The organism is Gibbsiella dentisursi (genome assembly GCF_039539505.1).
Taxonomy (GTDB): domain Bacteria; phylum Pseudomonadota; class Gammaproteobacteria; order Enterobacterales; family Enterobacteriaceae; genus Gibbsiella; species Gibbsiella quercinecans.
In genome coordinates this window covers 118,168-136,629 of the sequence record NZ_BAABDG010000002.1, presented here as the reverse complement: position 1 = coordinate 136,629, position 18,462 = coordinate 118,168, and the positions used below count along the sequence as shown (strand labels likewise).

General features: G+C 60.1%; 14 protein-coding genes. 3 read left to right on the top strand and 11 right to left on the bottom strand.

The window, feature by feature from the left end; all coding sequences use genetic code 11:
- Nucleotides 1–32: 32 nt before the first annotated feature.
- From ABFX35_RS00995 to ABFX35_RS00975, 5 genes are read right to left on the bottom strand one after another with little or no spacing between them, the layout of a single operon-like run.
- Nucleotides 33–1,547, bottom strand: coding sequence for an ABC transporter substrate-binding protein (locus ABFX35_RS00995; protein WP_346078663.1), 1,515 nt, complete (start codon nt 1,545–1,547; stop codon nt 33–35).
- An 11-nt stretch (nt 1,548–1,558) separates the two neighbouring features.
- Nucleotides 1,559–2,563 (bottom strand): ABC transporter ATP-binding protein, encoded by a 1,005-nt coding sequence (locus ABFX35_RS00990; RefSeq protein ID WP_346078661.1) that lies wholly within the window; start codon nt 2,561–2,563, stop codon nt 1,559–1,561.
- The gene (locus ABFX35_RS00985) at nt 2,557–3,543 is read right to left on the bottom strand and encodes an ABC transporter ATP-binding protein (RefSeq protein ID WP_346078659.1); all 987 of its coding nucleotides are present in this window, start codon (nt 3,541–3,543) and stop codon (nt 2,557–2,559) included. Before ABFX35_RS00985 ends, ABFX35_RS00990 begins: the two co-directional genes overlap by 7 nt.
- Nucleotides 3,540–4,385 (bottom strand): ABC transporter permease, encoded by an 846-nt coding sequence (locus ABFX35_RS00980; RefSeq protein WP_346078657.1) that lies wholly within the window; start codon nt 4,383–4,385, stop codon nt 3,540–3,542. Before ABFX35_RS00980 ends, ABFX35_RS00985 begins: the two co-directional genes overlap by 4 nt.
- Nucleotides 4,382–5,320, bottom strand: a complete 939-nt coding sequence (locus tag ABFX35_RS00975; protein WP_279027569.1) for an ABC transporter permease — start codon at nt 5,318–5,320, stop codon at nt 4,382–4,384. The genes ABFX35_RS00980 and ABFX35_RS00975 overlap by 4 nt, the downstream gene beginning before the upstream one ends.
- 317 nt (nt 5,321–5,637) lie before the next feature.
- On the opposite strand from ABFX35_RS00975, the gene ABFX35_RS00970 reads away from it, so the two are divergent.
- Nucleotides 5,638–6,393 carry a helix-turn-helix transcriptional regulator gene (locus ABFX35_RS00970; RefSeq protein WP_423783678.1) on the top strand — a complete coding sequence of 252 codons (756 nt, stop codon included), beginning with the start codon at nt 5,638–5,640 and terminating at the stop codon, nt 6,391–6,393.
- 80 nt (nt 6,394–6,473) lie between these two features.
- The gene (locus tag ABFX35_RS00965) at nt 6,474–7,367 is read left to right on the top strand and encodes a proline iminopeptidase-family hydrolase (RefSeq protein WP_346078655.1); all 894 of its coding nucleotides are present in this window, start codon (nt 6,474–6,476) and stop codon (nt 7,365–7,367) included.
- 47 nt (nt 7,368–7,414) lie between these two features.
- Here the strand turns inward: ABFX35_RS00965 and ABFX35_RS00960 are convergent, their stop codons facing one another.
- Nucleotides 7,415–7,990, bottom strand: coding sequence for an Exc2 family lipoprotein (locus tag ABFX35_RS00960; RefSeq protein ID WP_346078652.1), 576 nt, complete (start codon nt 7,988–7,990; stop codon nt 7,415–7,417).
- 270 nt (nt 7,991–8,260) lie between these two features.
- On the opposite strand from ABFX35_RS00960, the gene ABFX35_RS00955 reads away from it, so the two are divergent.
- Nucleotides 8,261–12,466, top strand: a complete 4,206-nt coding sequence (locus ABFX35_RS00955; protein WP_346080803.1) for a sulfite reductase subunit alpha — start codon at nt 8,261–8,263, stop codon at nt 12,464–12,466.
- 1,176 nt (nt 12,467–13,642) lie between these two features.
- On the opposite strand, the gene ABFX35_RS00950 is transcribed toward ABFX35_RS00955, so the two are convergent.
- The 5 genes from ABFX35_RS00950 to ABFX35_RS00930 form a co-directional block, all read right to left on the bottom strand.
- Complete coding sequence (locus ABFX35_RS00950) at nt 13,643–14,695, bottom strand: LacI family DNA-binding transcriptional regulator (RefSeq protein WP_346078650.1); 1,053 nt, start codon at nt 14,693–14,695, stop codon at nt 13,643–13,645.
- A gap of 105 nt (nt 14,696–14,800) precedes the next feature.
- Nucleotides 14,801–15,598, bottom strand: a complete 798-nt coding sequence (locus ABFX35_RS00945; protein ID WP_346078648.1) for an ABC transporter permease — start codon at nt 15,596–15,598, stop codon at nt 14,801–14,803.
- On the bottom strand, nt 15,591–16,361 hold the full coding sequence (locus ABFX35_RS00940) for an ABC transporter ATP-binding protein (RefSeq protein ID WP_346078646.1): 771 nt from the start codon (nt 16,359–16,361) through the stop codon (nt 15,591–15,593). Before ABFX35_RS00940 ends, ABFX35_RS00945 begins: the two co-directional genes overlap by 8 nt.
- A gap of 40 nt (nt 16,362–16,401) precedes the next feature.
- Nucleotides 16,402–17,109, bottom strand: coding sequence for a M24 family metallopeptidase (locus tag ABFX35_RS00935; protein WP_346078645.1), 708 nt, complete (start codon nt 17,107–17,109; stop codon nt 16,402–16,404).
- Between the two features lie 264 nt (nt 17,110–17,373).
- Nucleotides 17,374–18,339, bottom strand: a complete 966-nt coding sequence (locus ABFX35_RS00930) for an ABC transporter substrate-binding protein (RefSeq protein ID WP_346078643.1) — start codon at nt 18,337–18,339, stop codon at nt 17,374–17,376.
- Nucleotides 18,340–18,462: the final 123 nt, after the last annotated feature.

Sequence of the window (18,462 nt, the reverse complement as noted above, 5' to 3'; positions counted from 1 at the left end):
CGGCCCCCGGTGCCGGGGGCCACAGGTTGGGGTTATTCTTTGACGGTATCTTCCAGGAAGAAACGCCCAAGCGGGTTTTGGTAAAAGCCTTTGATATTCTTACGGCTGACGTTGCGATAAGGGCTGTAGTAGAGATCGATCCAGTTCACATCGGCCTTGGCCATTTTTTGCAGATCGATATACATCTGCTCACGCTTTTTCGCATCCATTTCCACCCGCGCGGCGCTGACCAGGGCTTTAACTTGATCGTTATGATAACGCGTCATGTAGTTCATGTTGGCGTCGTGCCCCAGCGTAAAGGTGGTTTTCTGATCCGGATCGAGAATGTCATTGGTCCAGTACATCACGGAAATATCATAGTCACCGGCGATCAGCATGTCCCAACTCTGGCTTGGATCCACCTTTTGCAGATTCACCTTCACGCCCGCCTTCGCCAACTGCTGCTGAAGCAGAACCGCGATCTGCTCGTCCACCTCGTCGCCGGCGTTAACAAGGTATTTCAGCGTCAGATCGCTGGCGCCTGCAGCGGCCAACATCTGGCGCGCTTTTTCAGGATCATAAGGGCGGCGCAGATTATCGGCATAGTGATACAGCGCCCCGGCCGGAATATAGGAATTGGCAACCTGGCCATAGCCGAAGGTGACAGTTTTCACGATGGCGTCTTTATCAATGGCAAAATCCAGCGCCTGGCGCACTTCCACTTTACCCAGCACGCCATGGGAATGGTTGATCAGCAGGTGATCTTCCCGGGTTGAGGGGTTCAGTTCCACCGTCAGATTGGCATCTTTCTGCAGCGAAGCAATGCGCGAGAACGGCACGTTCAGCGCCGCATCCAGCTCGCCGGCCTGCACTTTCAGCATACGGGTATTGTCGTCCGGCAGCGTCAGCCACTCGACGCCATCCAGGCTCACCCGATCGGCCTGCCAGAAGTACGGGTTTTTCACCAGGCTGACCCTTTCGCCGCGCACCCACTCCTTCACGCTGAACGCGCCGGAGCCGAGCGGTTTTTCCGCAAACGCTTCCTCCCCCTCAGCCTTCATCGCCTTTTCCGAAATCACGGACGCATTGGGCAGCGCCAGCTGCGACAGGAACGGCGCCGACGGCGACTTCAGGGTGATCACCAACGTGTGCGGATCCTTCGCCTGCGCCGTGGCGATAATGCTGTAGGAATCCCGCCATAGCGACTCCTCGTTATCGCGAATGCGCAGCAGGCTAAAGGCCGCGTCGCTGGCGGTGACCGGGCTGCCGTCAGAGAATTTGGCATCGCGGATCTTGAAGGTGTACACCTTGCCGTCGTCCGAGATGCTCCAGCTCTCCGCCAGCCCCGGCTCCAGTTTGGTGCCCATCTTATCCACCCGCACCAATGGATCAAACACGTTGGAAAACACCCAGTTATCGGCGTTTTGCGCAGATTTGATCGGATCAAAGGTGGTACTGTCATCCCGGCGGCCAATGCTCAGGATACCGGCGGCCTGCGCCGCCTCACTTGCCAGGCACAGCGCCAACAACAGGCCGGCGGCTACGGTTTGATACGGCTTTCGCTTCATTTCACCACTCCTCAGTCAAACGAATTCGCACTTTCGCCACCGTTGCGATTAAGCACGCAGGCGTAGGCATGATCGGCAATATGCCGGGTTTCAGGGGCGCCCCCGCTGCGGCACGCCGCCAGGGCGAAGGGGCAACGGGGGTGGAAAGCGCATCCCGCCGGGCGGGCGATCGGGCTTGGCGGTTCCCCGCTCAGCGGCCGGGCCGGCAGGGGGCGATCGGGATCGATCTCGGGAATAGCGGCAATCAGCGCGGCGGTGTACGGATGGCGCGGCTGGCGAAACACCGCCTCCACCGGCCCCTGCTCGACGATGCGGCCCAGGTACATCACCGCCACGCGATCGCACAGCCGGCGGACAATCGCCAAATCGTGCGCGATGAACAAAATCGCCAGGCCCATTTTCTCGCGCAGCGTCATCAGCAGATTGATGATCTGCCCCTGAATAGACACATCCAGCGCCGCCACGCACTCGTCGGCCACGATCAGCCGCGGTTCGATCGCCAGCGCCCGGGCGATCCCTGCCCGCTGGCACTGGCCGCCGCTCAGGGCGTGGGGCCGCCGATTGCCGTGCTCCGGCCGCAGCCCCACCTCGATCAACAGTTGATCAACCCGTGCGGGTATCTCGCTTTTCAGCGCTTTACGGTGCACGCGCAGCACCTCGGCCAGGCTTTCGCCAATGGTTTGCCGAGGATTAAGCGAGGCGAAGGGATCCTGAAAAATCATTGCCGTTTGCTGGCGCAGGCGCGCGATATCGCTGCGCAGACCGCCGCTGATCACGTGGCCGTCGAAGTGTACGCGGCCGGCGCTGGCCGGCTCCAACTGCAAAATGGCGCGCCCAAGCGTGCTTTTGCCGCTGCCGGATTCCCCCACCAGGCCCAGCGTTTCACCGGCCCGCAGTTGCAGGCTCACTTCGCTCACCGCATGCAGCCGGCGCGTTTTCACACCAAGGCCGCCGGCGATCGGGAAACTCACCGACAGCGCGTCTATCTCCAACAATGGCCAGTTCGCGTTCAACATGCTTCCTCCGGTATATGCAATCGTCCCAATGGGTGGTGGCAAGCCGCCAGGTGGCCGCCGCCGCTCAGTGCTGGGCGTATCGGCGGTTGTAGCGCACCACAGCCCGGCGTTGCGTGGCGACAGCGCGGATGAAACCGGCACCCGGTGGGGAAATGCTCGGCCACCGGCGGCTGGCCGTCGATGGTCAGCAGCCGGCCGTGGCCCCCTTCGCTGGACGGCTGGCAGTCAATCAGCCCCTGAGTGTAAGGATGCAGCGCCCCCGCCAGCACCTGGCGCTTGCCGCCGATTTCGCACAGGCGCCCGCCGTACATCACCGCGATGCGATCGCAGGTTTGCGCCACCACGCCAAGATCGTGCGTAATCATGACGATCGCCACGCCCAGGCTATCGCGCAGTTCGGCCAACAAACGCAAAATCTGCAGTTGCACCGTGACGTCCAGCGCCGTGGTGGGCTCATCGGCGATCAGCACGTTGGGCGCCGGCGCCAACGCCACCGCGATCATCGCGCGCTGGCGCATGCCGCCTGAAAACTCGTGGGGGTAGTTGTTCACCCGCTGCGACGGATCGGGAATGCCCACTTGGCGCAGCAGTTCCACGGCATCCGCCCGCGCCTCGCGCCGGCTGGCGCCCATATGCAGGCGGCGGCTTTCCGCAATGTGTTCGCCGATGGTCATGATCGGGTTCAGGTGGCTGGAGGGGTTTTGGAAGATCATGCCGATCTCGCGCCCGCGGATCGGCGCCATTTGGCGTTCATGCAACGCCAACAGCTCCTGCCCGTGCAAACACACTTCCCCGCTGCTGATGGTCAGCGCATCGGGCAGCAGGCGCATCAGGGCACGGCACGTCACCGTCTTGCCCGATCCGCTCTCGCCAACCAGCCCCAGCATCTCACCGGCGGCAACCTGGAAAGAAACGTCGTCCACCAGCGCGATCCCCTGCCGGTTGGTCACTCGCAGGTGTGAAACCTGTAACAACGTCATCGGCGTTCCCCTAACTTGTCGCCCATGCCATCGGCCAGCAGGCTAAAACCCATCGCCAGCGTCACAATGGCCAACCCGGGGAAAGTGGTGATCCACCAGGCCGTGGTGATAAAACTTTGCCCTTCCGCCACCATCACGCCCCACTCTGCGGTGGGCGGTTGCACGCCCAGGCCGAGATAGCTGATTGCCGCACCGTTGAGCAGCACCAGCACGCAGTCGGACATGGAAAACACCAGCGCGCTGGTGAGCGCGTTAGGCAACAGATGCACGAACAGAATGCGCGGGTGGCTGTAGCCCAGGCTGCGCGCCGCCAGGATGAAATCCTGGTGTTTCAGCGTCAGGACCTGCGAGCGCACCAGGCGGGCATACGACACCCACCCCACCATCGCCATGGCAATGTAAAAGCTGAGCAGGCCGGGGCCGAGAATGGCGATAATCGCCAACATCAGCACCAAAAACGGGAAGGCCAAAACGATATCGATAACCCGCATCAGCACCGTATCGATCAACCCGCCGGCGTAGCCGGAAAACGCGCCCAACGTGGTGCCGAGGATAAAGGGGAAGATCACCCCGATCAGGCAGATCTGCAGATCCACCCGCGCGCCCCACAGCACGCGTGAAAAAATATCCCGGCCAAAATTATCGGTGCCGAACGGGTGGGCAACGCTGGGCGGCAGCAGGCTGGCGGCCGGATCCAACGCCGTAGGATCAAACGGGGCGATCCACGGTGCCAAACACGCCAATAGCCCCCACAGCAGGATAATCGCCAGGCCGCAGCTCAGCGTATGCTGGCGTGGCAGCCAACGCCCCGCAACGCGCGGCAATACGCGGATCAGGCTCATAGCTTGACCCTCGGATCCAGCGCCACGGTGATCAGATCGGCCAGCAGGTTCACCAATACCGTGCCCAGCGCAAAGATCAGCACCACGCCCTGCACCACCATGTAGTCACGGCTGAAAATCGCCTTGATCAATAATTGCCCCATGCCGGGAATGGCAAAGACGCTTTCGATCACCACCGTGCTGCCGATCAGCCAGCCGATATTCACCGCCAGCAGGTTGATGGTGGGGATCAATGAGTTGGGCATCACGTGCCGCCAGAAAATCCGTGCGCCCGGCTGGCCGCGCGCCTGGGCGGCGGTAACGTAGTCGCTGCGCATTTCCATGATCAGGCTGGCCCGCAGGTTGCGTGTGAGCACCGCGGACAGCGCTAACGCAACCGTCATGCACGGCAACACCATGTGATGCAATTGCTCAAGCCAATCTGCGCCATAGCCGGAAACCGGGAACCAGCCGAGGGTGACGCTGAACAGCAGGATCATCATGATCCCAAGCCAAAAAGCCGGGAACCCTAACCCGCCGGTGGAGAACAGGCGGATCAACTGATCAGCAAGGCGCCCCTGCCGCCGTGCCGCGGTAGCCGCCAACGGCACTGTCAACAGCAACGCCAGCAGCACGCTGCCGCCAATCAGCCACAGGGTGGGTTCCATGCGGGAAACGATCAGCTTCAGGGTATCCACCCGGTAAACGATCGATCGCCCCAGTTCACCGTTGAGCAAATTACGCAGGAAATAAAAATACTGCAGCCACAGCGGCTGATCGAGGCCGAACTGCGCGCGCACGCGCGCCAGCGCAGCGGGGGTGCTGCGCACGCCGAGCAGAATGCGCGCCGGATCGCCGGGGATGCTGCGCACCATCACAAAGGTCAGCACGCTGATGCCAAACAACACCGGCAGCAGTTGCAACGGCCGGAACAGCAGAAAACGATAACGGTGCACGCTCACCCCCTTACCGCACGCCGGCGCAGTGCTTTCTGATGGTGCAACGCCGCACAATAGTCAGCATCGGCGATAGCCTGTGGTTTATCAGGCTGGATCTCATGCCACATCATTCCCCCTGCTGATAATGGCCGCCCACGGCGGCACTGGACCTATTCTTACGCTACCCGCGTAATGCCGCAGCGGGTAGTTAGTAAAAATGCTAGTTTTCAGGCCCCATGCCGTTGCCACGTGGCACCTGAATTGCATGGATCAGGGGAACACGTTTGCACGATCCGTTCCCAAAACGTGGCAGACGATGCGTTTTTTGGAGAGTTATGATGAGCATCAAAATTACCCCATCCCCCACCGCCCACAGCGATACGCTGGCCCAGGCCTTTGCCGGGCTGTATCAGCAGACGTTGCGGTTGGGGTTTGACGCGATGATTTATGACTTTACGCCGGTGCCGCGCTCTCTGGAGGGCGATCTGATCACGCCGTCATTGCTGCAAATGCACAATGTGCCGGACGATATGCGCGCGCTGTGGTGTGAACAGGGGTATTACCAGGCCGATCCGGTGCAGGTCTATGCGCTGAAAACCTGCGCGCCGTTTGTCTGGTCTTATCAACACCCGGAGCAAACCGCGCTCCAGATTGTGCTGGAGAAACAGCACCAGCCGGTGCAGGACTATATGCGCGACAACCAGATGCCCTGCGGCGCCACGGTGCCGCTGCATCTGCCACACGGCGGTTTTGTCACTATCACCGGCATTACCAGCGGCGCCCAGCAGGAACAGGCGCTGAATGAAACGCTGGCCGAGTTGAGCTTTATCGCCCATGCGTTCCAGGAATCGGTGTTCCCACTGTTTGATAAAGAGCTGCTCACCTGCCAATACGTGCGCCTGAGCAAACGTGAGCGCGAATGCCTCTCCTGGGCGGCAGAAGGCCTGACGGCCAAGGAGATCGCCCGCAAGCTGCACCGTTCGGTGGCCACCGTCTGCCTGCATCTGAATACCGCGGCCCATAAGCTGGGCGCCAGTAACCGGGTTCAGGCGGTGGTGCGCGCCATGCACTATCGACTGCTCGATAGCTGAAAATCTATCTATTTTGCTAGCTGTTCGATTGGGCTGCGCTGTTTTACCTTGTCGCCATCTCCACGCACAGGGAAAACGTTATGTCCAGCATCCGCGAAGGCTATGCTCCATTCCGGGATTACCAGACCTGGTATCGTATCTGCGGTGATTTGCACAGCGGCCTGGCGCCGCTGGTGGTGGCCCACGGCGGCCCCGGCTGCACCCATGACTATGTCGATGCCTTCCGGGATATCGCCGCCAGCGGCCGCGCAGTCATCCACTACGATCAATTAGGCAACGGCCGCTCGACCCACTTGCCGGACAAACCCGCCAGCTTTTGGCAAGTGGCGCTGTTTCTCGAGGAATTGAACAACCTGCTGCACCATTTGGGCATTGCCGATAACTACGCACTGCTCGGGCAATCCTGGGGCGGCATGCTGGCGGCCGAGCATGCAGTGACGCGGCCTGCGGGCCTGAAGGCGGCGGTGATCGCCAACTCCCCGGCATCAATGGCGTTATGGTTACAGGCGGCGGCGCGCCTGCGGGCCGCGTTGCCGCCGGAGGTGCAACAGTGCCTGCTCACCCACGAAGCCGCCGGCACTTTGGCCAGCGAAGCCTACCGCGCCGCCAGCCAGGTTTTTTATCAGCGCCATGTTTGCCGGCTCGATCCGTGGCCGCCTGAAGTCAAACGCACCTTTGCCGCGATGGATGCCGATCCCACCGTGTATCACGCGATGAACGGCCCAACGGAATTCCATGTGATCGGCTCCATGAAAGGCTGGAGCATTATCGATCGCCTGCCGGCGATCGCCGTGCCGGTGTTGTTGATTTCCGGCCGCTTTGATGAAGCGGCGCCGGAGGTGGTGCAACCCTACGCCGATCTGATTCCCGATAACCAATGGGTGATCTTTGAAGCTTCCAGCCATATGCCGCACGTCGAAGAGCGGCAGGCCTGTATGCAAACCGTTAGCGCGTTTCTGGCACGCCATTGTTAAGCGTACGGCCATCTGCACCGGCCGTACGCTTTCAGAGGGAAAAACGATCAGGAGCGCCCTTCGTAACCATCGTAGTAGGCCGCGATGGCTTCATTCATCAGGACATTCTTTTGCTTTTGTGAATCGCTGGAGCTGTATTCGGTATTGATAAAGCGCTGTTTTCTTTCCCACATCTTGGCAAACTCAGGGCTGCGGAAATAATTTTCTTTCGCCTTTGCCTGTTGCGGCGTTAATCCGTTGGCACGGTCTTTTTTACCCTCCTGGTAAAACTGATCAAAAAACGGCACGCTCATGCGGATCGTATCCGTAATTAGCGTCCTGGAGTTGGGATCAAAATGATCGCTGTTTATCTGATAGATGGCATGTTTGGCATGCCGTTCCGGGCTGCTGGTTTGCGTAGTGCAAGCACACAGCAATGTTGCTGTCAGTAACAAGGTGAGGTTATAACTTGTATTATTCATTTTTATCCCTAAATAAAAACCATTATCTCCTGGAACATACGTTTTACTGCACAGGCTAACCGCCTGCACCTCAATAACTTCAGAGATATCTTTGATATGAAAAAACCACATCCCCAGTGATGCGGCTTTATATTTCAGCACAAGTGGAAAATATTCGCTCATCAAGGAAAATAAAATTCCACCCGGGAAATATTATATACATATCGCCAAACAACGAATACTGCGTTAATCCCTGTTTTGATTATTTTAACGTAAGCCGAAAACAAACCGGCTGGAATCATCATGAAGCGCTCAAACGGCAAAATGCGCCGCCACGGTGCATTTTGCCGCGCCAGGCCACAGATCTTCCTGTCAGGCCGGCCTATCAGGCTGGCATGGATATTGCTGCGCTATGGCATGACCGATTTTATTGCCAGGGGCGTATCGCAGGCTATGCCGCCAAACACGATCAAGAGCGTCTGCCCTTACTGTGGGGTAGGCTGCGGCATCATTATCGACGTCGCAGACAACCGAGCCATCAAGGTAACGGGTAACAAGCAGCACCCCACTAATTTTGGCCGGCTGTGCACCAAAGGCAGCACCTGCACCCAGGCCATTGCGGGCAGCGGGCGGCTTGAACACGCCTATCTGCGCAACGAGCACCAGCATGAGCCGGTGAAAGTGGCGATGCGCCACGCCATCACGGAAACCGCCCGCCGCCTGCGCGCTATTATCGATACCCACGGCCCGGATGCGGTGGCGATGTATGTCTCTGGCCAAATGTCGCTGGAAGCCCAATATCTGGCCAATAAGCTGATCAAAGGCTTTATCGGCACCAACAACATTGAATCCAATTCACGCCTGTGTATGGCCAGCGCCGGCAGCGGCTATAAACTTTCGTTAGGCGCAGACGGGCCGCCGGGTTCCTACCAGGATTTCGATCGAGCCGATGTGTTCTTCGTGATTGGCGCCAACATGGCCGATTGCCACCCTATCCTGTTCCTGCGAATGATGGACAGGGTGAAGGCCGGCGCAAAACTGATCGTGGTGGATCCGCGCCGTAACACCACGGCAGACAAAGCCCAGCTGTTTTTGCAGATCAAGCCCGGCACCGATCTGGCCCTGCTCAACGGCCTGCTGCACCTGCTGGTGAAGAACGGCCATACCGATGATGATTTTATCGCCCGCTATACCGAGGGCTGGGAGGCGATGCCCGCTTTCCTGGAAGACTACCCGCCGGATAAAGTGGCCGCGATCACCGGCCTGGCGGAGGCCGATATCCGCCAGGCGGCGGAGTGGATCGGCACGGCGCCGGAGTGGATGAGCTGCTGGACCATGGGGCTGAACCAAAGCACCCACGGCACCTGGAATACTAACGCCATCTGTAACCTGCATCTTGCCACCGGCGCCATATGCCGCCCCGGCAGCGGCCCCTTTTCGCTCACCGGGCAGCCCAACGCGATGGGCGGGCGGGAAATGGGCTATATGGGGCCGGGCCTGCCCGGCCAGCGCTCGGTATTGGCCGAGCAGGATCGCGCTTTTATCGAAGAACTGTGGGGCATCCCCAGCGGAACGCTGCGCACCGACAGCGGCGGCGGCACCATTACCCTGTTCCAGGATATGCAGCAGGGCAAAATCAAGGCCTGCTGGATCATCTGCACCAACCCCGTCGCCACCGTGCCCAACCGGAAAAATGTTATCGCCGGCCTGCAGGCGGCGGAGCTGGCCATCACCCAGGACGCGTTTCTGGATACCGAAACCAACCGCTACGCCGATATTCTGCTGCCTGGCGCGCTGTGGGCCGAAGCCGAAGGTGTGATGATCAACTCCGAACGCAACCTGACGCTGATGCAAAAAGCCATCGATCCGCCCGGCGACGCCATGCCGGACTGGCAAATCATCGCCGAGATCGCCTGTGAGATGGGTTACCGCGCCGCGTTTAGCTATGCCGATGCATCAGCGGTTTTCGAGGAGATCAAACGCACCTGGAACCCAAAAACCGGCTATGACATTCGCGGCGCCAGCTACGCCAGGCTGCGCGAAACCCCGTTGCAGTGGCCCTGTCCGCCGGATGACGAGCAGGACCGGCACCCGATACGCTATCTGAATACCGGCGTCAGCCAAACGCTGAAAGTGTGTGAAACGGGCGAACGCCCAAACATCGTGTTCGCCACCGCCAGCGGCAAAGGTGTTTTTCTGCCGCGCCCCCACATGTCGCCGGCGGAAATGCCGGATGCGGATTTTACCTTTATACTGAACACCGGCCGCCTGCAGCACCAGTGGCACACGCTGACCAAAACCGGGAAAATCCCGACGCTGAACAAGCTCAACCCCGGCCCGTTTGTTGAGATTCACCCTGAAGACGCCACGGCGCTCGGCATTCGCGATAAAGACCCGGTGGCGATCACGTCGCGCCGCGGGCGGGCAGTGCTGCCCGCCGTCGTCACCGACCGGGTACGCCCCGGCAACTGTTTTGCCCCCTTTCACTGGAACGATGTCTTTGGTAAGGAGCTGGCGATCAATGCGGTAACCAGCGATGCCATCGATCCCCTGTCGCTCCAGCCTGAATTCAAGTTCTGCGCCGTGGCCCTGACGCGCGTTGCAGAAAAACCGTCAACCCTCAATCCGGACAGCGAGAACAATGGCGTTCTTGCGGCCAACCACCAGGCAAGTGCCAGCGCAGGCACATCGGAGAATCAAACCAGAGTCCTCGATATGAAACACATCGACGCGCTGGCCACGCTTCTCGGCCTTGATACTGCGCCCGCCGTCTCGCTTGAGACGCAGGAAAAAATTTATCTCCAGGGTTACCTGGCCGCGCTGCGCACCGATGCCGCCCGCCAGGCCGGCGGCGTGCCGGTGTTGCCTGCAACCGCGCCGTTCGAACCCACCAAACGGCTTTTGGTCGACGGCATGCTGGCCGGCCTGTTCGCCCGCACCTGGCTGGCTGGGGACGGCAACGCCGGCGCAACAGCCTTGCCGTCTCCGGCGGAAAGCACTGCCGGCAGCACACCGGCCATCACCCTGCTTTGGGCTTCGCAAACCGGCAATGCGGAAGAATTTGCCGGGCAATGCGCAGCGAAACTTAAGGCGGCGGGCCACCAGGTGACCTTGGCCGACATGGGCGATGCACAGCCGGGCGATCTGGCCGCCGCTTCCCAACTGCTGCTGATCACCAGCACCTTCGGCGATGGCGATCCGCCGGACAACGGCAGTGCGCTCTGGGCCGCCTTGCAGGCCGACAGCGCGCCACGGCTGGAAAACACGGCCTTCGCCGTACTGGCGTTTGGCGATTCAAGTTACGATCAGTTCTGCGGCTTTGGCCGCAAACTGGATGAGCGGCTGGCCGCGCTGGGGGCACAGCGCTTGCTGGCGCACACCGATTGCGAATCTGACTATCAGACCACCGCCAACGCCTGGCTGGCTAGCCTGCTGCCGGTGTTGGCGAACGTTACTCAGGCCGAAATGGCGCTCGCCACAGCCACGCCGGCCCCGGTTGCCGACTGCGCCCCGGCGGCGGATACGGCGGTCCCGGCCGCCGGCTTCAGCCGCAACGCCCCGCTGCATAGCCGATTGATGACAAACCGCCTGCTGAACGCGCCCGGCGCAGAAAAAGAAACTCGCCAGTACGCTTTCGATTTAACCGACAGCGGCCTGCGTTACGAGGCGGGCGATGCACTGGGCGTTTGGCCACGCAACTGCCCGGCGCTGGTTGATGAACTGCTGGCCGCCATGCGCCTTGCTCCCGATACGCTGGTCAGCGTGGCGGATCGCGGCGAGATGCCGTTGGCGCAAGCGTTGGAAAATCATCTGGATATCGCGCGCATCACCCCCGATATCCTGCAGTTCGTCAATGAGCGTGCCGGCAGCGATTGGCTGGCCGCGTTGCTGCATGACGATCAAAAAGAGGCTCTGAAGCAGTGGCTGTGGGGGCGGCAGATCGTCGATCTGCTCCAGACCTGCCCGGTGCAGGCCAGCGCCACCGAGTGGTTAACGGTGTTGAAACGGCTGCAGCCGCGGCTGTATTCGATTGCCTCCAGCCCCAAAGCGACGCCGAATCAGGTGCATTTAACCGTCTCGACCGTCCGCTACGGCCAGGGGGATAAACGCCGCGGCGGGGTATGCTCCACTTTCCTGGCCGACCGTGCGGCGCAGGCCGAGATCCCCATCTTCGTGCAGAAGTCTGCGCATTTTAAACCGCCCGCCGCCCTGGATGCGCCGATGATCATGGTCGGCCCCGGCACCGGCGTCGCCCCATTCCGCGCCTTCCTGCAGGAGCGCCAGGCCACCGGTGCAACCGGCAAAAACTGGCTATTCTTTGGCGAACAGCGCGCCAAAACGGATTTCTACTACCAGGAGGAGTTTGCCGCACTGCAGCAAAACGGTTATCTGCACCGGCTGGAGACGGCGTTCTCACGCGATCAGCAGGAAAAAATCTATGTTCAGCATCGGATGCTGGAGCACGGCGCCGAGCTGTGGGCATGGCTGCAACAGGGAGCGTATTTTTATGTCTGCGGCGATGCTGGGCGTATGGCCAAGGACGTGGACGCCGCGCTGCGCCAGGTGGTGCAGGAACACGGCGGCATGAAGGCGGAAGCCGCCGCGGAGTGGGTCACACGGCTGGCGCAGGAAAAGCGCTACGTGCGGGATGTCTATTAGACGGTGCCCCTCATTCATTATTTGATGAAAGACAATGCCATTGGTGAGTGGAGCACCGGGGTTGAAGCCATTGAAGGCGCCGAACGGCGGAACATAGCATAGGCGAAACCGCCAGGACGGCGGTTTCAGGCGAGACAGGCAGGGACGCCTGTCGTAGCCGGCCGTGATGCGAAGTGACACAGTGAGGGTAGCCGCGCAGCGGCCGCCTGATATGGCGAAGGCGTGGGTCGTTAGGGGCCGCGCCCACGGCCCCTAACTCGGGCGCGGGCTGCGGTCCGACAAAAAACGACCGAGTTATAGCGACCGAAACCCTCTCGGTCAGGGCAAAGAACATTGCCGAAACAGCACTCTGCCGCCACCAGCGTAATGGGAATTGCCTTAATCACTCCAAGTTTCTTTGCGGCAATAGTGGCAGGCAATTGTCAGGGCCGCAGGCCCGGCCCCGACACCCCGGCCTGCGCTTAACATGGCCTGCCCGCTGCGCGGGTACCCTCGCGGCGTCCCCGTCGCCGGGCGGGTCGGCTACGACAAACATCCCTGTTTGTCTCGCCTCAATCGACCGTCCGTGGCCGATTGCCCCTGGCAACGGTGCCTTGCTCGGCAGCCCAAGATGCGCGCGGAAGGTCAAAACACAAATCTATTGCCACCGGGCAACCTAACCTCCGGTTTTGACACAATCAAAGACAACGCATTTGGTGAGTGGAGCACCGGGGTTGAAGCCATTGAAGGCGCCGAACGACGGAACGTAGCATAGGCGAAACCGCCAGGACGGCGGTTTCAGGCGAGACAGGCAGGGACGCCTGTCGTAGCCGGCCATTAATGCGCAGTGACACAGTGAGGGCAGCCGCGCAGCGGCCGCCTGATATGGCGCAGGCGTGGGTCGTTAGGGGCCGCGCCCACGGCCCCTAACTCGGGCGCGGGCTACGGTACTACAAAAAACCACGATATGATGGCGACCGAAACCCTCCCCTACCTCAACAAAGAACGTTGCCGAAACAGTATTTGTAACCTAAACCACTCCTTTGATCGCTGGCAGGAAAATGACGAAACAGGCGTTATTTGTGGGGATCCCTAACTCGGGCGCGGGCTCCAGTGCGACAAAAAACGACCGAGTTATAGCGACCGAAACCCTCCCCGAATCCAACAAACAACGTTGCCGTTCCACCAGCGAAAAACTTAGTCCACTCCATTCAGATTGCTGACCGAATCGCGAATACGCAACTCCGTGGCAAAATCATACGAATCCATCGCCTCAACGCTCACCCCAATACGCCGCAACAACAACGTAGCCGCCGCCCGGCCCATCTCCCGGCCGGGTTGGCGTACCGTAGTCAGCGGCGGATGCATATGGCTGGCCTGCGCAATATCATCAAACCCCGTCACGCTAATATCCTCTGGAACGCGCGCATGCTGCTGCTCGCAATAGCGGATAAAGCCCATCGCCATCAGATCGTTGGCGCACATCACCACGGTAGGGCGCTGTTCCACCGGCATCGCCAGCAAGGTTTGCGCCGCATAATGGCCGGCGGCCTCGGTGTAATCACCACGGATAAACGGCACCGAATCCGGCGCGATATTCGCCTCGACAAACGCCTCGCGGAACCCGGCCAGCCGTTGCTCGCTGGTCCACATCCCCTGTGGGCCGCTGACGATAAACAACCGCCGGTGCCCCTGCGCCAACACATAGCGCGCCAACTCGCGCGCGCCGTTCAGGTTCTGCGAGCTGACAAACGGGATATCAACGCCGGGCAGGCATTCATCGACAAACACCACGGCATTTTTATCTGCCAGTTCCAGCAGCGAAGGGCTGGGCAGCCCGGTGCCGGATAAATAGATCACACCGTTCAGCCTTTGCGTGCGCAGCACCTTGGCGTAATACGCCTCCCGCTGCTTATCCGACCATGTGATACACATCACCAACAGGCAGTCGAGATGATCCAGCACGCTCTGTATCCCTTCGGCGATGTCGGTAAAAAAGGCGTTGCTCAGATCGGGAACGATAAGACCAATGGAAGAGATGCGCTGATACTTCAGCCCACGGGCGGCGCTGTTGGGTTCGAAGTTAAGTTCGGCGATGCAACGCAGCACCCGCTCGCGCGTGGCCGGCGCAACCGGCCGTTGGTTGTTATTGATTACGGCGCTAACGGTACCAACGGAAACCCCGGCCAAACGCGCCACGTCACGAATGGTGCATTTTGCCTTGGGTTGCGGGGTAACTTCCTCTGTCATGAAAAATCCTGTGTGCGGGGTCAGTAGAAAGACGACATTATACACAGCGCACAGCGTGGGGCAGGACTGACCTGGGGTTGGATGGGGTGCGCCGGCGCCGGGAAGTTAATCGCGATATCGCGCCCAGAAGCGGGCCCGTGACGAAGTGCGCCATGGCGTAACAAGGTATTCCAGCAGCATCACCAGCATAAAGCTGAACACGCCAAGCAGGGCCAAAAAGGCAATGGCGGCGAACGTACCCGCCGTATTCAGCCGCGAGTTGGCCTGCAGAAGGTATGCCCCCAACCCGCCGCTGGTAGATGCCGTCCATTCGCCGATCACCGCGCCGGTAACGCTGAAGGTGGCCGACAGCTTCAGCGCCGAAAACAGCGGCGTGTAGGTTGCCGGCAGCTTAACGTAGCGGAACACCGCCAGGCGCGAGCCGCCCATGGATTTCACCAGGTTCAGCATATCGCGATCGACCGAGTTCAGGCCGTCCAGCACGTTAACCACCACCGGGAAGAAGACCACCAGCGCCACGATCACCAGCTTGGGCGCCAGGCCAAAACCCAGCCAAATGGTGAGCGCGGCAGCAATGGCGATCACCGGCACCGCCTGGCTGGCGATCAGGATCGGGTACAGCACGCTGCGCACCGCCCGGCTGCTGTCCATCAAAACGGCGAACAGGAAACCGGCGCCGGCGCCAAGGCAAAAGCCGAGCATAAACGTGGTGAAGGTGCCAGCGAAACCCTGCCAGAGCACAGCCCAATCGGCCCAAATATGCCGCCAGGTCATGGCCGGCGAGGGCAGCACATACGCCGGGATAGCATAAAAACGCACCAGCGCGCCCCAAACCAACACCACCAAAACCAGTGCGACGCAGGGCCCCAGAACAGCCAACAGCAGTTTTTTTGGGCTACGCATCGGTGCTGGCCCCCTGCCCGGCAAAGATAAGTTGCAGAATGTCTTTTTTCAACGCGCTGAATCTACTGCTGGTTAGGCTGGCCATGGTTCTTGGCCGCGCAATACCCACCGGCAACACAGTCTGTATTTTGCCCGGCCGCGGCGACATCACCACTACGCGATCGGCCAGGTAAATGGCTTCGTCGATGTCGTGAGTGACGAAAATCACCGTGCGGCGCTGTTCCTGCCAAACCTGCAGCAACCATTGCTGCATCGACAGCCGGGTTTGCGAATCAAGCGCGCCAAAAGGTTCGTCCAACAGAATTACGTCGTGCCGCATGGCAAGGGTGCGCATCAGGGCCACGCGCTGGCGCATACCGCCGGACAGGGCGGCCGGGTAGTGGTTGATGAACTCGCCCAGGCCGTAGCGCTGCGCCAACCGTGCGCCTTCGGCCCGCTGCGCGCGGCTGGCGCCGCCTTTCAGCGTCGCGCCGAGCACAATGTTCTCGAGCACCGTCATCCAGGGCAGCAGCAGATCTTTTTGCAGCATATAGCCCACGTGCCCCGCCTGCCCGGTGATGTTCTGATTATCAATCAGGATCTGCCCGTCATCCGGCGCCAGCACGCCGGAGATCAGGTTGAACAAGGTGCTTTTGCCGCAGCCGGAAGGGCCGACAATACAAATAAACTCACCGGCGCCGACGTCCAAATCTGTGGGCGCCAGCGCCGTCATCGTGCCGAAACGTTTGGTCACCTGCCGAATTGACAGCTTAGGCGCAGGCATAGCTTTCCTCATCATGCACCGTATGGTGAAGTCTTAGGGCCTACAGAACGGTGCAGCGATCCCGGCCAAACCACACGACGTCTTCCACTTTAACCGCCATCTCATCACGCAGCGCAAACGGCTCGATGGCCCAGGCGCCCCACATTGGGCTGGCGTTGTCGGCATCGATAAAACCGTGGGTATAGGCGGCCCCGGCGCTAAGGGAGTGGCCGATGTTGCCCAGTAAATCCAGTAAGATAAAGCCTTCGGCGGCCAGGCGTTCGGCGGTCATGGCAAACAGTTCATTGGCCGGCATGCCCGGCCGGCAACGGCTAAGCATGGCATGATGAATCGCTTGCAAATCGTTCAACGTAGCCTGCGCCTGCGGCGCATCGCCGACGATGGCCGTGCGCGTGCAGTCCCCCCAAAAGCCCTCTTGCGTAATCGGGTGGACATCGATAATCACAATATCCTGCTCGGCGGCGATCTGTTCGCCGGGGCCTTGCGTGGGGAAACAGACCCGGGCGTTTTCTCCGGCGCCGACGGTGGTGATCGTCCAGACCCCGGTTGCGCCGTGCCGGTGCAGATACTCATGTACCTGTTGTTCTATTTCCGCTTCGCTGATCCCCGCTTTGGCCACGCTGACGCCGAACTGTGCCGCCGCCCGCGCCAACGCCTGTGCTCGGCACAGGCCCGGCGGCGCGCTAGGCGCGACATCCGGCCCCGGCCGATAGGCCCAGGCGGGTTTCATCGAAAACGAAGCGGCCATAAAGGGTTCCCTGGTGTTGGTATATTTGGTGTTTTAAACGTAATAATCGCCTATCCCATTAGGGCTATTTTACTTGCCATTTTGAACCTGGACAGTGCTCGAAATCCTCACGTACTCCGTGTACGCTCCGTTTTACTCGCTACGCTCGCCCTACGGGCCGGACTAAAGTCCGTTCAACATGCGCGGCATGTTGTCTGCGCGCTGTCCGTGTCCAAACTGGCTGCGACAATAACGCCTACTGGGATAGGCTCTAAATCTAATTAATTATTCTGGTAAATACTTATTCGTGAAGTACTGCTCTGCCGGCAGCGTTTCTTTCACGATTTTTTGTGCCTGTACGGCGGTTAACAATGCATTCCAGCTCTCAATATTTTGCGCCAGCGCAGCGCTATTGACCGGTGACAGCAGCGGCGTGGTGTCGTGCCACTGTTGCCGGATAAACGCTTCGTCATACGCTTTGCTGTAGGTTTTGGTGAAGGCGTTAACGGCTTCATCCGGATGATCGACAGCGTAAGCGATGCTTTTTAACGTGGCGCGCATAAACGCCTTGGCCAACTGTGGGTTTTGCTCAAGCCACTTTTGGTTGCCGGCCAGCATCAGCACCGGTGCGTTCGGCACGCCATTATCAATGGCCGGGATGAACTCCGTTTGCATATTGCCCGCGGTTACCATCCCGGTGCCTTCGGCGTTGGTCAGGCCGGTAATGGCGTCCACCCGTTTTTGCAGCAGCAGCGGCACGGTATCATCAGACGCGATCACGATGTTGACATCGTTCAGGCTCAGCCCGGCGTGCTGCAACATCATCACCAGTTGTGCCTGTGTCCAGGCATCGTTGTAAGCGCCGATGGTTTTACCTTTCAGCTCCGCCACGGTGTACTTTTTCCCCTGCGGCGTGATGATGCCCCAGTTATTGTTTTTGCCGTAGCGGGCAATGGAGACAACCGGCGCCCCCTGCTCTTTGGCGAAAACAATGTCCATCACGGTGGTGAAGGCAACGTCCGCCCGGCCGGTGCCCAGATACTTCATGGTATCGGCAACCGTCGGTGGCGTGACGATGTTCAGATCGATGCCCTCATCCGCGTAGAAACCTTTGTCTTTCCCCAGGATCCAAGGGATCCAGAATCCATCCGCTACCGGCCATTCCTGAACGAAGGTAACCGGCGCCAATGTGCGGGGGGCTGCCGATACCATCGGCACCGTGACATTAGAAAAGATAACGCTTCCTATCACAGCGACACCGCACAACCATAAACGCCCTTTCATCCTTGTAATCCTGTTTTTCTGTTGATAAAACTGCCGAACCCGGCAATATTGAACCGGTTCAACTACTCATGTCAAATATATTTACCCCAC

Bases quoted from the DNA above. Each gene is read 5' to 3' on its own strand.
- ABFX35_RS00995 (WP_346078663.1), bottom strand. From the start codon at position 1,547: ATGAAGCGAAAGCCGTATCAAACCGTAGCCGCCGGCCTGTTGTTGGCG.
- ABFX35_RS00990 (WP_346078661.1), bottom strand. From the start codon at position 2,563: ATGTTGAACGCGAACTGGCCATTGTTGGAGATAGACGCGCTGTCGGTG.
- ABFX35_RS00985 (WP_346078659.1), bottom strand. From the start codon at position 3,543: ATGACGTTGTTACAGGTTTCACACCTGCGAGTGACCAACCGGCAGGGG.
- ABFX35_RS00980 (WP_346078657.1), bottom strand. From the start codon at position 4,385: ATGAGCCTGATCCGCGTATTGCCGCGCGTTGCGGGGCGTTGGCTGCCA.
- ABFX35_RS00970 (WP_423783678.1), top strand. From the start codon at position 5,638: ATGATGAGCATCAAAATTACCCCATCCCCCACCGCCCACAGCGATACG.
- ABFX35_RS00965 (WP_346078655.1), top strand. From the start codon at position 6,474: ATGTCCAGCATCCGCGAAGGCTATGCTCCATTCCGGGATTACCAGACC.
- ABFX35_RS00960 (WP_346078652.1), bottom strand. From the start codon at position 7,990: ATGAGCGAATATTTTCCACTTGTGCTGAAATATAAAGCCGCATCACTG.
- ABFX35_RS00955 (WP_346080803.1), top strand. From the start codon at position 8,261: ATGCCGCCAAACACGATCAAGAGCGTCTGCCCTTACTGTGGGGTAGGC.
- ABFX35_RS00950 (WP_346078650.1), bottom strand. From the start codon at position 14,695: ATGACAGAGGAAGTTACCCCGCAACCCAAGGCAAAATGCACCATTCGT.
- ABFX35_RS00945 (WP_346078648.1), bottom strand. From the start codon at position 15,598: ATGCGTAGCCCAAAAAAACTGCTGTTGGCTGTTCTGGGGCCCTGCGTC.
- ABFX35_RS00940 (WP_346078646.1), bottom strand. From the start codon at position 16,361: ATGCCTGCGCCTAAGCTGTCAATTCGGCAGGTGACCAAACGTTTCGGC.
- ABFX35_RS00935 (WP_346078645.1), bottom strand. From the start codon at position 17,109: ATGGCCGCTTCGTTTTCGATGAAACCCGCCTGGGCCTATCGGCCGGGG.